Source organism: Paenirhizobium naphthalenivorans (assembly GCF_007992095.1).
In the GTDB taxonomy this organism is placed as follows: Bacteria; Pseudomonadota; Alphaproteobacteria; order Rhizobiales; family Rhizobiaceae; genus Allorhizobium; species Allorhizobium naphthalenivorans.
This window is the reverse complement of record NZ_BJZP01000006.1, coordinates 195525-214290: the sequence shown is the minus strand read 5'-3', so window position 1 is coordinate 214290 and position 18766 is coordinate 195525. Positions and strand designations below refer to the sequence as shown.

Below are 18766 nucleotides of genomic sequence, written 5' to 3'. Positions count from 1 at the left end.
GTCTTGTCGATATTTTCGCCAACGAGATGGCAGGGTATCTGTGCAACTATCGTGTATTTGAGATGCGCGATAGTTGCATGTCTTGGTCGCAAAGCACGCATGCCCAGGGAGCTTGGGTCACGGCCATAGTGCTCATGATACCCCTTGGCTGATCTGTCCCTATCCGCCAGGGAAAACGCTAGGCTGAAAGATCAGTCTTGTGGCTTTCACGGGCTGGGGATGAAAACGGATTTGTCCCATTGTTCGAGAAAAAGGCGTCGCTTTTCCTTGTCGAGGGCGACAATCAGGGCCGGCGTGAGGGCGATGGGACGGATCGTGTTGTCCTCGCCCGGCGAGAGTTCGGCCAGTTTCGCGATCCCGTCGATCGGCGAATAGAAGCGCATCTGCTGTTCGAGGATCCTGGTTCCTTCCGGCGAAAGAACGAACTCGAGAAACAGATTTGCCGCCGCCACCGCTCTCGCCTCTTTGGAAATGAAGGCGGTGCGGGTCATCACAAGCGTGTAGTCGGAGGGAAAAATGACGCCGATCCGGGGATCGGCGTCCGCCCGTGCCAGCGCGTAGGAACCAAGGATATTGTATCCGATGTAAAGGCTGCCATCGGCAACCCGATCAAGAATGTCCGCTGAGCAGCAATAGAACTTCACCCGGTTTCGGCCGAAAACCTCGATAAGACGGCCCCAGGTCGTGGCCTGCACGGCGTCTTCGAAAGCAAAGAAATATCCGACACCCGAGCTGGCAATGTCATAGGTGCCGATCCGATCCATGAAGCGGGTGGATTTTCGCAAAAGATCCACGAGCTCGAATCGGTCCGCTGGAACTTTCTCCGCCGCGAACGCTGCCTTGTTGTAGACGATCACGGCGGGCTCGGCAGTCAGCCCGATCAGCTCCTGCCGCCATTTGGCCCAGGCGGGAAGCCGAGCGACCAGGCTGGTCTCCACTGGCCGGGCACAGCCATCGTTGACCAGGCCGACTTGCTTTGCCACCGAAGACGAGATCACCACATCGGCAAGGAATACGCCCTCTCGACAGGCCTCGGCGGTCGCCTTGTCGAGCGAAGGGCTCTCGCTCTCATGATAACGGACAGTGATGGACGGGTGCCGGCGTTGGAAACCCTCGATCATCGGGCGGATCGCGTCGAGATCGGTGACACTGGCGATTGTCAGCACGTCCTGCGGGGTCGATGACGCGGGAAAATCCATGTCCATCGCCGGTGTGGCAATAGAGCCGATAAGCCAGGCAACGAAAAAGGAGGCCAGGCAAAGCGCTGCTTTTCCGATCATGTCGTTGTCTCCTTCGCCAAGGCGATGCGAAAGCCGATCCAGAAATGGTCCTTTTCCGAGCGTCCGGTCAGAAACGTTGCGTCGTGAAAGGCGATGACTTTGTGGGCGATGGCAAGACCCAGTCCCGCGCTCTCGGTGCGATCCTCGCGCCGGCTGAACCGGCGGCCGAGAAGTTTAAGCTGCTCGCCATCGATGCCCGGCCCATGGTCCTCGACACGCAGCAGGGCCGTGCCCCCCTCCTCCGTCTCCACCACCAGTCGCACCGGTGGCTGGCCATGGGCGAACGCATTGGCAATCAGATTCTTGACGGCTTCCTTCAGGCTGAATGGATCGGCCAGCACTGTGGCGGCATCGGTCGAGAGATCCAGTTCGAGCGCGTCGTGTTCCGGTCTTACGGTGGTGCGGAATTCGCGTTCGGCATCCAGCACCACGCGGCGCAGATCCGTCGGGACAAGCGGGGCTGTGTCAGATCGGTGTATGATCAGCGCCTCACTGAGCAATTGTTCCATCAGACGGCTCACGCCGATCGCGCGATTGCGGATCCTGTGCAGCATCGATTTGAGCCGGCCGGGGTCTGTTTCGTCGAGCGCATTTTCGGTGACGGCACGCAATGCGGTGATCGGTGTGCGCATCTGATGGGCAGTATCAGCCACGAAGGCTTGCATGTCGCCAACGCGGCGGTCCAGTCGTGACATAAAGCGGTTGATGGCGGAGACCAGGGCATCCACTTCCTTTGGGGCGGCTTCGGTGATCGGAGAAAGGTCGAGCGGATCGCGCGCCAGCATATGCTCCTCGATCCTGCCCAGCGGCCGCAACGCATAGCGGGTGGCAAAGAAGGTGGCGGCGATGACAACGATCCCGCCGAGCGCGGCCCCCAGCATGGCACGGGTCGCGATGTCACGGGCAAGGTCGGCGCGTGCCTGCGTCGTATGGGCGACAATGACATCAACGGCACTGCGGAGCTGGGTTTCGGCAAGCCGCCTCTGCAGGATGACGGCCCTGACAGGGACGCCGAGATACTCCGTATCGTAGACGAGAGGAGTGGTCATCTTGCGGCGTTGGGCTGGCAATGGCAGGTCATCATAGCCTGTGACGGTTTCACCCGTCGCCCCCCTCACCCGGTAGAAGACGCGATCGTCGGAGGCCAGCGCCAGAAGTTCGAAAGCCGAGAGCGGCAGATCCACCTGCACCTTGCCGTCGGCCACGAACACCCGTTCGGAAATCTGCAAAGCGGCGCCCGTCAGCAACCGGTCGAAAGCCTCGTCGGCGGCGGCGCGTCCGTAACGATAGGCCGCAATCACGGTCGCCACGATCGCGATTGCCGTGACAAGCGCCAGCACCACCACCAGTCGGAAGGCGACGGACTGGCCGCGCGACTGCAGGCTGCGCCCGAAAATCATGAGTCCGGCCGGACCGTCAGCCGCGCCTGGTAGCCGAGGCCGCGCAGGGTGCGTATGTCCAGATCCGACCCTTCGATCTTGCGCCTCAGCCGGCCGACATAGACCTCGACCGCGTTGGGATTGCTGTCGCCGTTCAGACCGAAGAGCCGCACAAGCAGGTCTTCCTTTTCCAGCACGCGGCCGCTGTTGGTGAGGAATATCTCCAGCAGCATCTGCTCGCGACGGGTAAGCTCGCGCTCTTCGCCGGCCACCAGGGTCCGACGTTCCACCATGTCGAATGTCAGATTGCCGGCTTCCAGGAACGACTGGTTCCCCCCTGCGCGGCGCCTGATAATGGCGCGCACCCGGGCCTCGAGCTCGCCGAGATCGAAGGGTTTGACCATATAGTCATCGGCGCCAATGTCGAGCGCGCTGATCTTGTCGTCGACGGCAAGCCGTGCCGTCAACACCAGGACAGGAACGGTGTTTTTGGCAAGGCGCAGGCGTTTCAGCAGATCGAAGCCGGAACCGTCGGGCAGATTCACATCGAGAATCACAAGGTCGTACATATTGAACGCGCTCAGCTGTTCCGCGTCCGCCACATGCCCGACGATGTCGATCACATGGCCGCCGCGTACGAACCGGTCCCGGATCGCCTCGGCGACATCCTGGGTATCCTCAACCAACAAAAAGCGCATCCCCGTTCGCGGTCTCCGTGCTGACAGTGAAATGACAGTTTCATTGGGTAGCTATAGCGAATTGCGTCAGTGGAGGCTTGCGCAATTTTTGAATCCATGGAGGAAATCTCATGAAAAACTGGTTCTCTCGCGCCGTGCTGACGGCTGCGACAACACTCGCGCTCACCGCCAATGCCTTCGCTTTCGAGCCCGAGGCGACCGAATGTATCGCGCCTGCGGCTGCTGGTGGCGGCTGGGACTTCACCTGCCGCCAGGTTGGCAAGGTCCTTCAGGATCTCAAGCTCATCAAGGGAACGATGCAGGTCACCAACCTTGCCGGCGGCGGCGGCGGCGTGGCCTATAGCGAAGTGGTCGCCAAGCGCAACGACAGTAACGATCTGATCGTCGCCGCGTCTTCCTCGACCTCTACCCGTCTCGCCCAAGGCGCCTATCCCGGCAATACGGCGGATCAGGTCCGCTGGATCGCGAGCATCGGCGCCGACTACGGTATTATCGCGGTAGCCAAGGGCTCGCCCATCAACACGCTTCCCGAGCTGATGGAAAAGATCAAGGCCGATCCGAAAAGCGTTTCCATCGCCGGCGGTTCAGCCGTTGGTGGCTGGGATCACCTGAAAGTCCTGATCGCGGCCAAGAAGGCCGGCGTCGAGGACGTCCGCAAGATCAAATATGTGGCTTTCGATGGCGGCGGTGAAGCCGTGACGCAGCTTCTTGCCGGTTCGGTGCAGGCCTTTACCGGCGATGCCTCTGAAGCCAAGGGTTTCGTCGATTCCGGCGACATCAAGGTGATCGCTGTGTTGGCGCCCGAGCGCATGAGCGGTGATTTTGCCCAGTTCCCGACGGCGCGCGAACAGGGCATCGATGCCATCGGCGCCAACTGGCGTGGCTTCTATGCCCCCGGCGGCATGAACGACGAAGCTTACAACTACTGGGTCGATGCGGTCGGCAAGGTCTATGAATCGCCCGAGTGGAAGCAGATCATGGAACAGAGCGGTCTGGCACCGCTGGACAAGCGCGGTCCCGATTTCGATGCCTTCGTCAAGGAATCGATCACGGAGATCCAGACTATTTCCCGCGAAATCGGTCTGGTGAAATAATCGCAACAGCGTGCCGGCAAACCGTCTCTTGCGCGTGCCGGCACGTATGTTTCCCCAATTTCTATGAGAGGACTCAACGTGAGCGATCGTGTACTTGGCGCGATCAGCGCCCTCCTGGCAATCTTCTACATCTGGCAGGCAACGCTGATTGAGGAGAGCTTCATGAGCGATCCTGTCGGCCCGAAGACATTTCCGATCATCATTGGCACGGTGCTGGCGATTGCAAGCGTGGTGATCTTCCTGATGCCGGACGCGGAGCCCGAATGGCCGCGGTTCGGTCGCCTGCTCGAAGTGATCGTCACCATCGCGGTGCTCGTCGCCTATACCTATCTGCTGCCCAGCGCCGGATTCGTGATCTCCACCGTGCTTGCCAGCGCCTTCATCGCCTGGCGGCTCGGGGCGACACCTGTTCAGTCCGGGTTCGCCGGGATTTCGATCTCGATCGGCATATATGCCGTCTTTCATCTCGCCCTCGGCCTCACGCTGGCCAAAGGCCCGCTGGGTTTCTAAGGCAAAAGGCAAGGAACAGAGATATGGACACGCTTTCATCCCTCGCCGACGGTTTTGCCGTCGCGCTCACCTGGCAGAACCTGGCCCTTGCGCTGATTGGCTGCTTTCTCGGCACCATCATTGGCGCCCTTCCTGGACTGGGCCCGTCCAACGGCGTTGCGATCCTGATCCCGCTCGCTTTCACACTCGGGCTTCCTGCCACCCCTGCCCTCATCCTGCTGACCAGCGTCTACTATGGTGCGATGTATGGGGGCCGCATCTCCTCGATCCTGCTGAATATTCCGGGCGACGAACCGGCGGTGATGACCACCCTGGACGGTTACCCGATGGCGCTGAAGGGCCAGGCCGGCGTCGCCCTGACCATTTCCGGCATCGCGTCCTTCGTCGGTTCGTTTGCCGCCACCTGGGGACTTGCCATTCTGGCGCCGCAACTGGTCAAGATGGCGCTTCTTTTCGGCCCGGCCGAGTATTTCGCACTCTATGTTCTCGCCTTCGCCACACTGGGTGGAATAGCAAGCCGCAATCAGGCCAAGGCGGCCTTTGCCGCGGCCCTTGGTCTCGGCATCGCCATGATCGGCGTCGACGGACAGACCGGCGTGCCGCGCCTGACATTTGGTGAAGTTCATCTTTATGATGGAATCGATTTCCTGGTGGCGATCGTCGGCCTGTTCGCCTTGTCGGAAGTGTTCATCTTCATCGAGAACCGCGGCAAGGACGATCTTCCAGAGCATCACAAATCCAAGGTCGATTTCGGTCCGCTGCTGCCATCGCTGTCCGTCTTGCGACTAACGGCCTGGCCGATCGTTCGCAGCACGGTCGTCGGCTTTCTGGCCGGTGTTCTGCCCGGCGCCGGCGCTTCTCTCGGCTCGTTCTTTGCTTATGGCTTGGAAAAGACCATCAACGACAAGGACAAGACTTTCGGCGCCGGCGATCCCCGTGGCGTGGCTGCGCCGGAGGCTGGAAACAACGCCGCCGCCGGTGGCGCTCTGGTTCCCATGCTGGCGCTCGGCGTGCCTGGGTCTGGAACCACGGCCGTGTTGCTGGCCATGCTGCTGGCGCTCAACATCACGCCCGGCCCCTTGCTTTTCACCAACAATCCCGATGTGGTCTGGGGCCTGATCGCCGCGCTTTTCATCAGCAATATCATGCTGCTGCTGCTCAACATTCCGATGGTTGGCCTGTTCGTCCGTGTGTTGCTGATCCCGACCAAATATCTGATGCCGGCCGTTGCGATGATCTCCTTCGTTGGCATCTATGGAATTTCCGGCTCGACCTTCGATCTTCTCGTGATGATCATCTTCGGCGTGCTCGGCTGGGTTTTGCGCAAGCTCAATGTTCCGCTGGTGCCGGTCATCATGGGCGTGCTTCTCGGCAACCAGATGGAGGTGAACCTACGCCGCGCGATGACGATTTCAGACGGTGAATGGTCAACATTGTTCGCTTCACCGCTTTCGATCGCCTTGTGGGCTCTTGCAATCGCTGGCTTCCTGCTGCCGATCGCCGTTAGCCGGTTTTTCCGCAAACCGGCGATGCCCCGAAACGTGGTCGCGGACGAAATCGCCGCAGGCGATTGAGCGTCAGTCAACCTAACGGATTGTCGAGAGGTACCCTTGGAAGACGAGGGATGTCGCTCCCTTGATCCAATGCACTGCCGCCGCCGATTGCCAGACGACGTTATCGCCAACGTCGTCTGGCCTTTCCTCATGTTCGGCAAGTGGTTGCGGATCCGCTGGCTGCCCGTGGCAACGTCAGCGCATCACAATTCAGGATTGCATAAAGGCCTGCTGGCTCCAGCCTCGTGAATTGCAATATGGCAAAATCCTATGGCTCGCCAAGGTCGTAAATACCTCGCGGGTTTCTCTCGCTTGACCAACCTGAGACCATGACTTGAAGGTCGGTCTCACACGGGCAACTTTCACGGGAATATGTTGTGAGCGTCAAGCCCTCCCCTTCGGCGCCGCTATCATTGGATAGTGGAGAGGAGCTTCAAGCCTGCGATGACAGGGAGGAAGCCGCTTGGGAGAGGAAAGCTCTCGGAGCTGTGGCAGGCAAGACGGCATGTCTAGATGGCTCCCAGAAAACAGAAGCGAAGATCGGCATCTACGTTCTTAAGCGGATCACCGAACTTGGCCGTCCGGAGATCAAAGGCGTTGCGTGAAAAATGCCAAAGGGGGTTATCTCGATCAAGACGCGGCCTGCGCAACACAGTTCACAGGCTTATCGAAAGCAGCTCTCGGCTTCCGCATAGGCGTCGAATTTGGCTTGCGCCATCAGCAAGTCATCTTCGGCTTTGATGACACGCGCGGCGAGCCGCTTTTCGGCAAGGCTGGCGCGGCGCCAGTCGCCCGTCATCTGGTCCAGCAGCTTGCAGACTTTCTCGTCGGGGTCTTCGGCCGCCAGACTATCGGCACGTGCAAGCAGCGCTGCTTTAGCCCCCTCAATGGGGCCGGAATTGCCATATAGGGCTAACCACAGCGTTGCCCCTTCAACCGCCGTCATCGTGTCAAGCGCCAGGGGCTCGGCAAGTCCTAAATCCAGGCCCTGCATGAGTAGTTCCCGAAAGGCCTCGCGAATGTCGAGAAAGAATCCGGCCACAGCGTCTTGGAGTTGCGGCGATGTATCTTCCAGACCATAGGCCAGATGGAGACCGATACAGCGCCGATGTCGCGTCAGCATGGTCGTCAAGCGGTCAAGAGCGATTTCATAATCGTCCCGCCAATTCCCGCTGGGCTCTATCTCCCCAAAGAGTTCGTTGAACGTCAGGTTCAGCACCTCGGGGACCAAAGACTCCTTGCTGGGGAAGTGGCTGTAAAGACTGCCTTTGAGTAGTCCGACCCGTTCCGCCACATCCTTCATGGATGTGCCGGCATAGCCTTTGTCACGCATCAGATCGCGCGCCGCGGTGACGATTTCGGCTTTGGATGTCTTCGTCACGTTGCCTCCATTTACAACCGATCGTTTGTTCGTTTTATATTGCGCGAAATTTCGTCTGGCAAGCAGGATGGGCAGTGGAGTGACCGAAAACGGTAGAGAGCAGCAGAGCGCGCGAGAATTCGTGCCCGACAATCCACTGGGACACGCCGGTGAACTTGGGATGCGCGCGCGCTTTCCAAGCCAGTACGATTGGGACGAGCACAGTCTTGCCGCCATGATGAGCCCGGTTATTCAGACATCGCTAGCGCGTTTCATCGAAGCCGTGCCTTTCTTCTTTATCGCGACTGCAAGCCCTGAGGGGCATTGCGATTGCAGCTTTAGGGGCCGGGAACAGGATGCCTCGGGCAATCTGCTTCCCGCGGTTCGGGTCCTTGATAGAAATCGCCTGGTCTTTCCCGATTTCTCAGGAAACGGGCTCTACAACAGTCTCGGAAACATGCTGATCAACCCGCATATCGGTATGTTGTTCATCGACTTTGAACGTCAACGGCGCGCACGGATAAATGGCATTGCGCGGATCGTCGCCGCGAATGCCGAATTTGGAAGTATCTGGCCCACCGCCCAGGCTGCCGTTCTGGTCACGGTAGAGCAGGCGTATAGAAATTGCTCGGCGCGTATCCCGCGGATGAGGCTGGCCGATGGTCACGGCAAGGTGGCGCCTCGTGGCACGTCGTAATCCGTGTTTTCAATAGGGCGTCAACCACCCTTAACACAGGTCGGGCACCTGTCCCGGCCTGTGTTAAATCTCAGGTGCGGTCGGCGGCGCGCAGAATTGCCATGGTTGCGGCACGGGCCATGGCGGCCCGGCCGAGCGCGTCGATTTTTTGCGCCAATGCCCGATGCGGCACCTCGACGCTGATCGTCACCCCTTGCGGGATGATCCTGGCAAGCCCCACGAGGTCGATACCGCCCTCGCCGGGAAACAGCCGCTCCCCGCGCGCGACACGAATCAACCCCTCGACGCTCGAATCATAGGGCACCGCCCCGTCGCAGAACTGCACATAGTTGACCCGCGCCGGCGGAAGGGCGGCGATCTGTTCGAGCGTGGTGGCGGAGCGGTCGTAATGCAGGGCATCGACCAGCACGCCGCCATTGTCGAAGCCCGCCTCCTCCACCACCGAAAGGGCGGCGGCAAGGTCCGGCACCGCCGTCCACGGCATGAATTCCAGATCGGCGGTGAGGCGATGCGGCTTCGCCAGTTCACAGAAACGAGCGAAGCTGTCGACAAGGCGCGACCGTTCGGTATCGTCGCCGGCCACCAGCACATGCCGCGCGCCAAGCGCCTCGCACCGCTGGCAAAAGCGCGAGAACAGCTCCCAGTCGTTTTCCGGCTTCAGTCGAATGATCTCGACGTCACCGACCGTGACGCCGGTATCGGCGAGCGCGGCCCGCACCTCGGCGAGCGTGCGGTCGTCCGTCAGTAGCGGATAGTCCGGCTCGCCGGCGGCGGCGGCCGGCAGGATGCGCAGGCCCACCATCTGGTAACCGGTTTCGGCGGCGATTTTCACCGCCGAAACCGGGTCGACCTCGAATGTGGTCAAGAAAGCAAGGGATAGCGGGTTCATGATCATTTGAGCGGCGAGAATGGCAGGGGAAGGGCGATCTGGCTGGTCATGTCCGGCGTCAGCCAGTCCGGTCCACCCTTCGGTGGCCACTTGCCGTCAGAGACGGATTGCGCGCGCGCCTGGGAACGGGCGGCGAGGCTGGCATAGGGCCAGATCTGCGTGAGTCTCGGTTCACCGTCGAGCCCGTACATGGCGACAGTCAGCTTCGAATAGGCTTCTCGCCCCGGCACGGCATCGGCCCATTTCGCCATGGTCGGCATGATGCCGTTGATCCGGGTGCGATAGGTGCGGAACTCGTAGACCGGGCCGTCGCTGCCCGGCCCGACCGGCGGCAGGAAGTCCAGCGCGCGGTAGCTTTCCATATTGAGCGATACCAGGTGTTCGACGCAGCCGAACGGATTTTCGCTCCGCAGCGCCCGCTCGCGTTCCGTCATCATCTCGTCGAGCGTATCGAAACCGCGCAGCACGAAGACGCGGTTCAGGGTGCCGATGTCGGTGCCCCAAGCGCCGCAGAGACGGCCCCCGCCCTCGTTCACCCAGGCCTCGATGCCGGACGATGCCTTGCCGGCACCGAAGATCACCGTGTCGAGTGTCGCAAGCTCGTAATAGCTCATTCTGCCTTCTCCTTTTCCTTGATGTCGATGCCCCTGACGGGCTGACCGGCCAGAACGCGGCCGGCGATGTAACCGAAAGTCATGCCCGGGCCGAGCGTGATGCCGCCCGCCGGATAATTGCCGCCCATGACGGAGGCCATGTCGTTGCCGACGGCGAAAAGGCCGGGGATCGGCCGGCCGGCCTCGCACAGCACCCGCGCCTCTGGGTCGGTCTTCAGTCCGGCAAAGGTGCCGAGCGAACCCGGTACGATCTTCACCGCGTAGAATGGCGCCTTGTCGAGCGGCGCGAGCGAGGGGTTCGGGCGATGATCGCCGTCGCCCTGCACGCGGTTGTAGATCGAGCGACCGCGATGGAACTCGGGATCCTCGCCGCGCGCGGCATGGCGGTTGAAGGCGCCGACCGTCTCTTCCAGCGCGCCGCCCAAAATACCGCAGGCTTGCGCGAGTTCGCCGAGGGTTCCCGCGCATTTCAGGTAACCGGAGCGGATCGCCGGTCCGGTCGGGAAGGGAAAGGGCTTGGACCAGCCAAGACCCCAGCGGCGCTGTGCTCTGTGATCGGCGATCAGCCAGGCCATCACCGGTTCTCCCGCGGGTGTCGCCGCGATCAGCGCCTTCATGAAGTCGTGATAGCTGTCGGCCTCGCTGACGAAACGCCGGCCCGCCGCCGTGACCGCGACGATGCCGGGTTTGGCCCGCTCGACCAGATGGGGGAAATGAGCGAAGGAGCCATCGGCCTGAGGAACAAGCGAAATGGGGGCGAGCGCGATGGACGACACGAGGCTGTTGTCGACCTCGGCGCCGGCGCTTTCGCCGAGCCGCAGGCCATCGCCGGTGTTCGTACGTGGCGCGGCCGAATAGTGCCCTTTGCCGCCACCTGCCTGACGCCCGATCGCGTCGAGGCGCTCGCTATCATGAGGAAAACCGCCGGTGGCCAGCACCACGCCGCGCGCTGTGCGAACCTCCACGTCCCCATCGGAGGTCGCGAGCCGGGCGCCGATCACCCGGTCCCCGTCTTGCAGCAATTGCCGGGCCGGGGTGGTGTCCAACAGCGTCACCTTCAGGTCGAGCGCCGAGCGCATCAGCCGGGCGACCAGCGCGTTTCCGTTGACCAGTTGCATGCCGCGTCGATGCAAGGAGAGGTCACGGAAATGGCGGGCAAGCCTCCGCCAGGCATAGATTGCAGAACCTGGACTGCGCGTTGCGCGGAAGAAATGCCCCATATCCGCGCCGCTGGCGATGCCCATGCCCCAGAGGCTTATGACGTCGAGTGGCGGGCGTAATTTCTCTATCCATTTGCCAAGTTCACGCCCGTCGAACGGAGCCACCGACACAGAGCGCCCGCCGTTTCCGGAGCCCGGCGTTTCGTGGAAGTCGGGAATACGATTGCCGTCGATCCAGCGGATCGCCGTGTGGTCCTGAAAGAAGGACACCATGTCTGGTCCATTGGCGAGAAAAACCGCCAGTCGCGGGTCGCGGGCCCGGTTGCCGAGTTCGCCGAGCAGATATTCCATCGGTGCCTCGGGCGGTTCGTCGATGCCTGCCGCCCGCGCCAGCGGATTACGTGGAATCCAGAGCCAGCCACCCGACCAGGCCGATGTGCCACCGAATACCGGCGCTTTCTCGGCGACCACGACTTTCAAGCCGTGATGGGCGGCGGTCACCGCCGCCGCAAGGCCGGAGGCACCCGAGCCGATCACCAGTACATCGCACGCAATGGTGCGGACAATCTGTCGTTCCATTCACTCCTGCCCGAAGGCCATTGGGATCGGACGCCTGGCACGACGGAACGACACGCCTGTCATGCGGGCCTCCGATCTTGCGCGGACACCGGATCCAGTGCCTTCATTATTGCCTGAAAATACTGCGAGCCCACAGCCGCCTCGCCGAGTTCGACTGCTGCCGACTGAAGCCGCGGCGCGAGGTCGGCCATGCGCTCTGCTGTCATGCGTACCGCTGGCCCCGCAATAGAGAGACAGCCCAACACCGGACCGTTCCCGTGATAACGGACCGGCACAGCCATCGCCGCCATACCGGCGATATAGCTGTCCACCGCCGTCGCATAGGCGCGCGCCCGTGCTTCGGCCAGTTGCTCCAGTAGCAACGTGAGGCTTCGTGGCGCATTCGCCCCCCCGCCTTCGGCCCGTCGGAGCAGACCCTGCGCGGAAACCTTCGCCAGTGCTTCCTCGTCGCTCATCGTCGAAAGCCAGGCCTTGCCGCCGGCTGAGCTGGCAAGATGGACGACAACGCCCTGTTCCTGCCCCGGATCGTATCGGAGGCCGCGCGTGGCGCCTTGCGCCACCGCCACCCAGATCAGGCGATCGCCATCGATGACCGACAATCGGATCAGCTCGCCAGAATCCGCCGCAAGCGCGTCGAGTACGGGTTGCGCCACATCGGTAATTCCCGCGCGACCGAGAAAACCCAGTCCCATGGCGGGAAGCTTGATAGTCATGGCGTAGTTGCCCTGCACTTGTGCTTGGCGAACATAGCCGAGCCGAGAGAGCTCCTGCAGTGTCCTATGGACACCGCTGACGGGCTGCTCGGTCGCCGCCGCGATCGCGGACACCGACAGTCCGGTCGGGTGATCGACAAGGAGTTCGATTATGGCAAGGGATTTTTCAAGGACGCTGCTCATGGACCAATTCCGTTGTTGAATATGGTTCCACTAACGCAATTCAAGGGTGAAAGGTCAACAGTGGTGACCCGGCCATTTGCCGCAGCGCTTCTGATGGCGTCGAGCACGATAAGATTGGTCGTCGCGTCACGCGCCGAGACGAGAGGCGCTCCTCCCTCGCGAATGAGAGTGGTGAAATGGGAGAGCTGCTCCTCGTAGGGATCGGCCGGCGTCACCGCCAGTTTCGAAGGGCGTAATTCCCGCGTCCAGTCCGGCTCGCCGGCCGGCCGCCACAGTGTCAGGTCCGGCAGGGACAGCCCGGCGCAACTGCCGGCATAGTGATGGGCACTGACGTCGTGGGCGGGAAAGCGGGCACGGTTTTCCCCGGCGCTCAGGTCCCAGGCCCAAGGGCCGACCGCTGCATCGGAAATGCAGAGCGTCGCCAATCCCCCGCCGGAAAATGCCAGGCAGACGGCGGCGGTGTCTTCGACGGCGAAGCCGCGCCGGGCATTGCCGGCAATCGCCTGGACGCTGTCGATCTCCCCGAAGAAATGCCGCAACAGATCGATTTCATGAACCAGATTGATCAGAAGCGGCCCTCCGGCACCCGGTTCGCGGCGCCAGGCGGCTTCAAAATAGCTGTCCGGCTTGGCCAGCGAACAGGTCACCGTCGCCAGCACCAGATCGCCGATCTCTCCGGACTGGATCGCAGCCCGCGCTGCGCGAATGATCGGATTATGCCGCCGGTGATGGCCGACCAGCAGCGGAACGCCAGTCTCGTCGGCCACGGCGATCAGCTGCAGGGCCGAGTCGAGACTTTCGGCCACCGGCTTTTCCAGAAGCACCGGAATGCCCGCGCGAAGCAAGGTCTGCGAAATCGGCAGATGCGTCTCGTTGGGAGTGGCGACGATCGCCGCCTGGGCAAGACCGGAGGCCAGAAGCGCCTCGATGGTGGGTACACAGGGCAAACTGAGCGACGCCGCCAGCGCCATGCCGCCGGGGGCCGTGTCGACCAGCACCGACAGCCGCATGTCAGACATGCGCGCCAACGTATCGATATGCGTGCGCCCAATCGCGCCTGCGCCGATAACGGCGATATCGATGACCTCACTCATGCGTTCCTCCCGAACCGTCGAACGATGGAATAACAGACACCAAAATAAAATGGAACATATTTTTATTGTTGAATAGCTTTCCATTTTCTGCAATTGTCCGCGCAGACAGAAGCCGTCGGCAGCAGGGAGGAGGCCCGGATGCGCAACGCGTTGATTAAGATCGCGCCGGATTATGACGTCGTCGTATTGGGCGGTGGCGCGGGCGGCATGTCCGCCGCGGTCTTTGCCGCACTCGAGGGCGCCCGTGTTCTGCTCGTGGAGCGCACGGAGTATCTCGGCGGCACGTCCGCCTTTTCGGCGGCCACGACATGGATACCGCTCACCCGCCATGCAAAGACGGTCGGCGCCGATGACAGCCTGGAAAAGGTCTCCGGCTTTCTCGATCGCGCGGTCGGCAACCTTAGCCCCAAACGGATGCGCGACGCCTTTCTGGCCGCCGGTCCGGGCGTCGTCGACACATTGGAAGACCGCACGGACGTTCACCTCCGACCGAGGCCGTTTCACCCCGATTATCTCTATGAGCTGGAAGGAGCGACGTCCATCGGGCGGGCACTGGAGCCCGAACCGTTCGAGGCGTCCTCGCTCGGCGAGGACTTGAAGCTGATCCGTCCTCCGATCCCGGAATTCACCATTCTCGGTGGCATGATGATCGACCGCGACGACATCGCCCACCTTATGAAGATCGGCAAATCGCTGAAGTCGACCACCTATTCTCTCCGCCTGATCGGCAGGTTCTATCTGAGCAAGATGCGATATGGCCGCGATTCCCGCCTGCTGATGGGCAATGCTCTGATCGGCCGCATGTTGAAGACGGCCCGCAAGCTCGGCGTCACCATTCTGACAGAGACCGAAACGGTCGCTTTTGCGTCCGACACGAACGGCGTTACCGGGATCACCCTTCGGCAGAAGGGTTTCGAGCGGCAGGTCGCCGTCAGGGGCGGCGTGGTGCTGGCATCCGGCGGCTTTGCCCGCCATCCCGGTATGCGCGAGGAGAAGCTACCGCACCCAGTACCGCAATTCAGCCCCTCCGCGCCTGGTCATACCGGCACCCTGCATGAGCTTGCCTTCGGCATCGGCGCCTATCACGGTGAGACATCGAAGCAGCCCTGTTTCTGGGCGCCGGTCTCCTGCCGCCGTCGCCAGGACGGCAGCATGGCGGTCTTCCCGCATTTCGTCTTCGACCGTTCCAAGCCGGGCATCATATCCGTCGGCAAGGACGGACGGCGCTTTGTCAACGAAAGCACCAGCTATCACCTGTTCGTCTCGGCTATGTACGCCGCCAATGAGGGCGACAGCCATATTCCCACCTATCTGATCGCCGATGCGGAAGCGTTGAAGAAATACGGCATGGGCATGATCCGCCCCGGCGGTGCCGACATTAAGTCCTATCTTGCCGACGGCTATCTGACTGAAGGCAAAACACTCGACGAATTGGCGGCCAAGCTCGACATCAATGCGGCCGGGCTGAAGGACAGCGTGGCGCGCATAAACGCTTATGCCAAGACCGGTGTGGACAAGGACTTCGCGCGCGGGACGACCGTTTATGAGAAGGCCAACGGCGATCCGACCCATGGCCCCAACCCGACGCTCGGCGCGCTTGAAACGGCGCCTTATTACGCCGTACGTCTGCTGCCAGGCGATATTGGCTCGGCCGTGGGACTGGTCGCGGACGAGAATGCCCGGCTGCTGCGCCGCGACAGTTCCGTGATCGGCGGGCTCTACGCCTGCGGCAACGACCTGCAATCGATCATGGGCGGCGTCTATCCCGGTCCTGGCATCACCATCGGCCCGGCCATCGTGTTCGGGGCGATCGCCGCGCGCCATGCGGCCAGACGCGCTTCGTCGGCAGCGAGAGAGCAGGCGGCATGAGCCGGATCCTTGTCACAGGCGGCATGGGCTTCATCGGTCAAAGGACCATAACAATGCTCATGCGTGCCGGGCATGATGTGCGCATTTTCGACCTCAAGCCGGACCGGGCCCGGTTGCCCCCTGGCACCCGTGTCGAACTCGTTGCCGGCGACATCACCGACGGCCAAGCCGTCGCCCAAGCGGTGGACGGCTGCGACGGGATCATTCATCTCGCCGGTCTAATGACGGTCGACTGCGCAAACAATCCTGTCCTGGGTGTCAGGGTCAACCTGATCGGCAGCCTCAACGTATTTGGAGCCGCTGCGCCCCGTCGCCTGCCCGTGGCCTATCTCAGCACGGCCGGCGTCTTCGGGCCGGACGACGGGATCAATCCCCGACCAATGACCATTTACGGCGCGACCAAGCTCGCGGTCGAAGGCGCGGCCCGCGCCTTCCATGCGGATCATGGCGTGCCGAGCCTTGGGCTGCGGCCCTATATCGTCTACGGACCAGGCATCAGTTCGGGTCTCGCCGCCGGTCCGTCGATTGCGATCGCGGCGTCTGTCCGAAACGAACCGGCCATCATCCGCTTCTCCGGCCGCGCCGGTTTCGTCCATGTCGACGACGTTGCCCGGATGCTGATTGCTGCCATGGATGTTCCCCTTGATCAGGCGACAGCCCTGACCATGGCCGGGGACACACGGGAGATGGACGACTTCGTGCGCGAACTCGCGCGGCAGAGCGGATGGTCGGGGATTTCGGTCGAAGGGTTACCCTTGCGTATCCCCGCCGATCTCGCGTCGGATGTCGTTCCGGCCTGGCTTGGAGCACAGCCGTCCACCGCGATGGAAGAGGGCATCACCCTTTCCCTTTCCGAACTGAAGGCGGTCGCGCATGAGCAATAGTGCAATCATTCGCTCCCATCGTCCATTTCCGGCGGGCGAACCAAATGCTTTTGTCAATCACGGCTCGATCCGATGAAATCGCGACCGTGTTGGAGGAGGAAATCGTGAAACAGCAGATCAGTGTCGACGGGGAAACGAGGATTTTCCCGATCATCGGCCATCCCATCGGACAGGTGAAGTCTCCGGCCTCGCTAAGCCAGATTATGGCGGACCGCGGTTTCAACGGGCTTGTCGTGCCGTTGCACATCCTGCCTGAGGATCTGTCCGGGTGGCTGGCACAGGCCAAGGCGATGCGCAATGTCAACGGAATTGTCATCACCGTTCCGCACAAGGTGCCCTGTCTCGCCTTCTGCGCCCGAGCGTCCGACCGCGCCAAGGCATCCGGAGCGGTCAACATCATGATCCGCGAGGACGACCACTGGATCGGCGACGCGACCGATGGTCATGGCTATATGGACGGCATTGCCGCCGAGGGGTTTGATGTCGCCGGCAAGCCAGCATTGCTCGTCGGCGCCGGTGGAGCCGGATCGGCCATCGCCTATGAGATTCTCGCGCGCGGAGCGTCGGAGCTTGCCCTGCATGATATCGATGTGCAGCGCCGCGATGCCCTGCTCGCGCGGTTGAACCAGGCATTTCCCGGCAAGGCGCGTGCAGGCAGCACCGATCCGCGGGGTTTCGCGCTCGTCGCCAATGCCACACCGCTCGGCATGCGCGAAGGCGATCCGCTGCCGGTGCAGGTGGAACATCTGTCAGCCGACCAGTTCGTAGCCGATGTCGTCACGCGTCCAGCTGTCCCGCCACTGATTGCCGCGGCCCGCGCCAAAGGCTGCGGGACGATGCCCGGCTCGGGTATGTTCGACGCGCAGGCCGTGCTGCTGGCCGAACTGCTTATGGGCAACCGCAAGATTGTCGCATGACAGCGCGCGCCGCCGCCCACCGTTTTTGACTGTTGTCCGAAGCGTTGCCGAAGAGCGCATGCCACGAAAAGACTGGCCGTTATCGCCGCTGGTAAGCCACTGCCACACGATCTGACATGGGAGGAATAGTCATGATCAAGAAACTGCTGAGTACAACCGCAATTGTGATCGCACTCGCCGCGACGCCCGCACTCGCCGATTTGAAGATCGGCTCGATCGTCGAACTCTCCGGACCCGGTGCCGCCGCCGGCACCAATTTCCGTGACGGCGTGCATATGGGTTTTGAGGAAATCAATGCCGCAGGCGGGATCCTCGGCGAAAAGGTCGACATCCTGGAATACGACAGCCAGACCGATCCGCAGGTTTCGCGTGCCCTCGTTCAAAAGGCCATCGATGAGGGCGTGTACGCTATCACGGGTACGGTCTATTCGTCCTCGACCGTCGTCAACATGATGGTCGCGGCCAAGGCCGGCATCCCTCAGTTCACGGGCTCCGAAGCGCCATCGATCACCGCGACAGGCAATCCCTACATTTTCCGCACCGCCTTCGGTTCGCAAAAAGGCATACCGAAGCTCGCAAAATACATGGCAGACGTCATGGGCGTAAAAAAGGTCGGTGTCGCCTGGGCCAACACCGAGTTCGGCAAGGGCGGATACAAGGCCTTCATGGAAGCGATGCAAGTGGCTGGCATAGAGGTTGTGGCGGACGTGGCGTCGGAACAGGGACAGACCGATTTTTCGGCCGATGTGCTGAAGCTGAAACACTCCGATGCGGACGCATTCTTCATCTATTACACTGAGGAGGAGAGCGCACGCTTCCTGCGCGAGGCCCGCAAGCAGGGTCTCGACAAGCCTCTCTTGGGCGATACCACGCTTGTCGGCAACAAGGTAATCGAACTGGCTGGTGAGGCGGCAAACGGCGCCATGGGCCACGTCGGCCTCACCCCCGACGCTGATATTCCCGCCATGAAGGACATGGTCGAGCGCTTCAAGACGCAGTACAAGTACACGCCCGATCACAATGCGATCAAAGGCTACATCGCCGCCTGGACGATCAAATATGTGACCGAGATGGTCGGCAGCGCCGATAGCGAAGCCATTGCAAAGAAGTTGCATGGTTTGACACTGAAGGCCTCTGAATATCCCGGCGTGCTGATGGATGTGAGCTGGGACGAAAAGGGCGAAATGTCGCGCGAGAGCTTCTTCGTGAAGGTCGATAACGGCAAGCAGGTCGTCGAATCCATCCTGCCCGCCAACTAGGCTCCGAGAGATGCGTCCGGGTCGACGCCGGATC

General features: G+C 61.8%; 18 protein-coding genes. 9 read left to right on the top strand and 9 right to left on the bottom strand.

Annotation, left to right across the window (positions count from 1 at the left end; genetic code table 11):
- Window positions 1-206 precede the first annotated feature (206 nt).
- The 3 genes from RNA01_RS08750 to RNA01_RS08740 are packed head-to-tail and all read right to left on the bottom strand — an operon-like array spanning window position 207 to window position 3357.
- Entirely contained in the window at window positions 207-1280 is a 1074-nt protein-coding gene (locus RNA01_RS08750; protein WP_147179590.1) for an ABC transporter substrate-binding protein, read from the bottom strand.
- A complete protein-coding gene (locus tag RNA01_RS08745) occupies window positions 1277-2680 on the bottom strand; it encodes a sensor histidine kinase (protein ID WP_147179589.1) in 1404 nt (467 codons plus the stop codon). The genes RNA01_RS08750 and RNA01_RS08745 overlap by 4 nt, the downstream gene beginning before the upstream one ends.
- Complete coding sequence (locus RNA01_RS08740; RefSeq protein WP_147179588.1) at window positions 2677-3357, bottom strand: response regulator transcription factor; 681 nt, start codon at window positions 3355-3357, stop codon at window positions 2677-2679. Before RNA01_RS08740 ends, RNA01_RS08745 begins: the two co-directional genes overlap by 4 nt.
- Before the next feature lie 110 nt (window positions 3358-3467).
- On the opposite strand from RNA01_RS08740, the gene RNA01_RS08735 reads away from it, so the two are divergent.
- The 4 genes from RNA01_RS08735 to RNA01_RS08720 all read left to right on the top strand — a co-directional run bounded on the left by RNA01_RS08735 (window position 3468) and on the right by RNA01_RS08720 (window position 7119).
- Window positions 3468-4451 (top strand): Bug family tripartite tricarboxylate transporter substrate binding protein, encoded by a 984-nt coding sequence (locus RNA01_RS08735; RefSeq protein WP_147179587.1) that lies wholly within the window; start codon window positions 3468-3470, stop codon window positions 4449-4451.
- Between the two features lie 78 nt (window positions 4452-4529).
- Window positions 4530-4961, top strand: a complete 432-nt coding sequence (locus RNA01_RS08730) for a tripartite tricarboxylate transporter TctB family protein (RefSeq protein WP_147179586.1) — start codon at window positions 4530-4532, stop codon at window positions 4959-4961.
- 23 nt (window positions 4962-4984) lie between these two features.
- Window positions 4985-6535 carry a tripartite tricarboxylate transporter permease gene (locus RNA01_RS08725; RefSeq protein ID WP_147179585.1) on the top strand — a complete coding sequence of 517 codons (1551 nt, stop codon included), beginning with the start codon at window positions 4985-4987 and terminating at the stop codon, window positions 6533-6535.
- Window positions 6536-6891: 356 nt separating this feature from the next.
- On the top strand, window positions 6892-7119 hold the full coding sequence (locus tag RNA01_RS08720) for a hypothetical protein (RefSeq protein ID WP_147179584.1): 228 nt from the start codon (window positions 6892-6894) through the stop codon (window positions 7117-7119).
- A gap of 59 nt (window positions 7120-7178) precedes the next feature.
- Here the strand turns inward: RNA01_RS08720 and RNA01_RS08715 are convergent, their stop codons facing one another.
- Window positions 7179-7895 carry a TetR/AcrR family transcriptional regulator gene (locus RNA01_RS08715; RefSeq protein WP_170253401.1) on the bottom strand — a complete coding sequence of 239 codons (717 nt, stop codon included), beginning with the start codon at window positions 7893-7895 and terminating at the stop codon, window positions 7179-7181.
- Between the two features lie 79 nt (window positions 7896-7974).
- Between RNA01_RS08715 and RNA01_RS08710 the strand changes: the two genes are divergently transcribed.
- On the top strand, window positions 7975-8571 hold the full coding sequence (locus RNA01_RS08710; RefSeq protein ID WP_235916524.1) for a pyridoxamine 5'-phosphate oxidase family protein: 597 nt from the start codon (window positions 7975-7977) through the stop codon (window positions 8569-8571).
- Between the two features lie 70 nt (window positions 8572-8641).
- Here the strand turns inward: RNA01_RS08710 and RNA01_RS08705 are convergent, their stop codons facing one another.
- The 5 genes from RNA01_RS08705 to RNA01_RS08685 are packed head-to-tail and all read right to left on the bottom strand — an operon-like array spanning window position 8642 to window position 13803.
- Entirely contained in the window at window positions 8642-9460 is an 819-nt protein-coding gene (locus RNA01_RS08705; protein ID WP_170253400.1) for a sugar phosphate isomerase/epimerase family protein, read from the bottom strand.
- A 2-nt stretch (window positions 9461-9462) separates the two neighbouring features.
- Window positions 9463-10074, bottom strand: a complete 612-nt coding sequence (locus RNA01_RS08700) for an NIPSNAP family protein (RefSeq protein WP_147179581.1) — start codon at window positions 10072-10074, stop codon at window positions 9463-9465.
- Window positions 10071-11813, bottom strand: coding sequence for an FAD-dependent oxidoreductase (locus RNA01_RS08695; protein ID WP_147179580.1), 1743 nt, complete (start codon window positions 11811-11813; stop codon window positions 10071-10073). The genes RNA01_RS08700 and RNA01_RS08695 overlap by 4 nt, the downstream gene beginning before the upstream one ends.
- A gap of 59 nt (window positions 11814-11872) precedes the next feature.
- On the bottom strand, window positions 11873-12709 hold the full coding sequence (locus tag RNA01_RS08690) for an IclR family transcriptional regulator (protein WP_147179579.1): 837 nt from the start codon (window positions 12707-12709) through the stop codon (window positions 11873-11875).
- Window positions 12706-13803 (bottom strand): Gfo/Idh/MocA family protein, encoded by a 1098-nt coding sequence (locus RNA01_RS08685; RefSeq protein WP_170253399.1) that lies wholly within the window; start codon window positions 13801-13803, stop codon window positions 12706-12708. The genes RNA01_RS08690 and RNA01_RS08685 overlap by 4 nt, the downstream gene beginning before the upstream one ends.
- Before the next feature lie 138 nt (window positions 13804-13941).
- On the opposite strand from RNA01_RS08685, the gene RNA01_RS08680 reads away from it, so the two are divergent.
- The 4 genes from RNA01_RS08680 (at window position 13942) to RNA01_RS08665 (ending at window position 18732) form a co-directional block, all read left to right on the top strand.
- A complete protein-coding gene (locus tag RNA01_RS08680; RefSeq protein WP_147179577.1) occupies window positions 13942-15672 on the top strand; it encodes an FAD-dependent oxidoreductase in 1731 nt (576 codons plus the stop codon).
- Complete coding sequence (locus RNA01_RS08675) at window positions 15669-16556, top strand: NAD-dependent epimerase/dehydratase family protein (RefSeq protein ID WP_147179576.1); 888 nt, start codon at window positions 15669-15671, stop codon at window positions 16554-16556. The genes RNA01_RS08680 and RNA01_RS08675 overlap by 4 nt, the downstream gene beginning before the upstream one ends.
- 104 nt (window positions 16557-16660) lie before the next feature.
- Window positions 16661-17473 carry a shikimate dehydrogenase family protein gene (locus RNA01_RS08670; protein WP_235916523.1) on the top strand — a complete coding sequence of 271 codons (813 nt, stop codon included), beginning with the start codon at window positions 16661-16663 and terminating at the stop codon, window positions 17471-17473.
- Window positions 17474-17604: 131 nt separating this feature from the next.
- Window positions 17605-18732 carry an ABC transporter substrate-binding protein gene (locus tag RNA01_RS08665; protein ID WP_147179574.1) on the top strand — a complete coding sequence of 376 codons (1128 nt, stop codon included), beginning with the start codon at window positions 17605-17607 and terminating at the stop codon, window positions 18730-18732.
- Window positions 18733-18766: the final 34 nt, after the last annotated feature.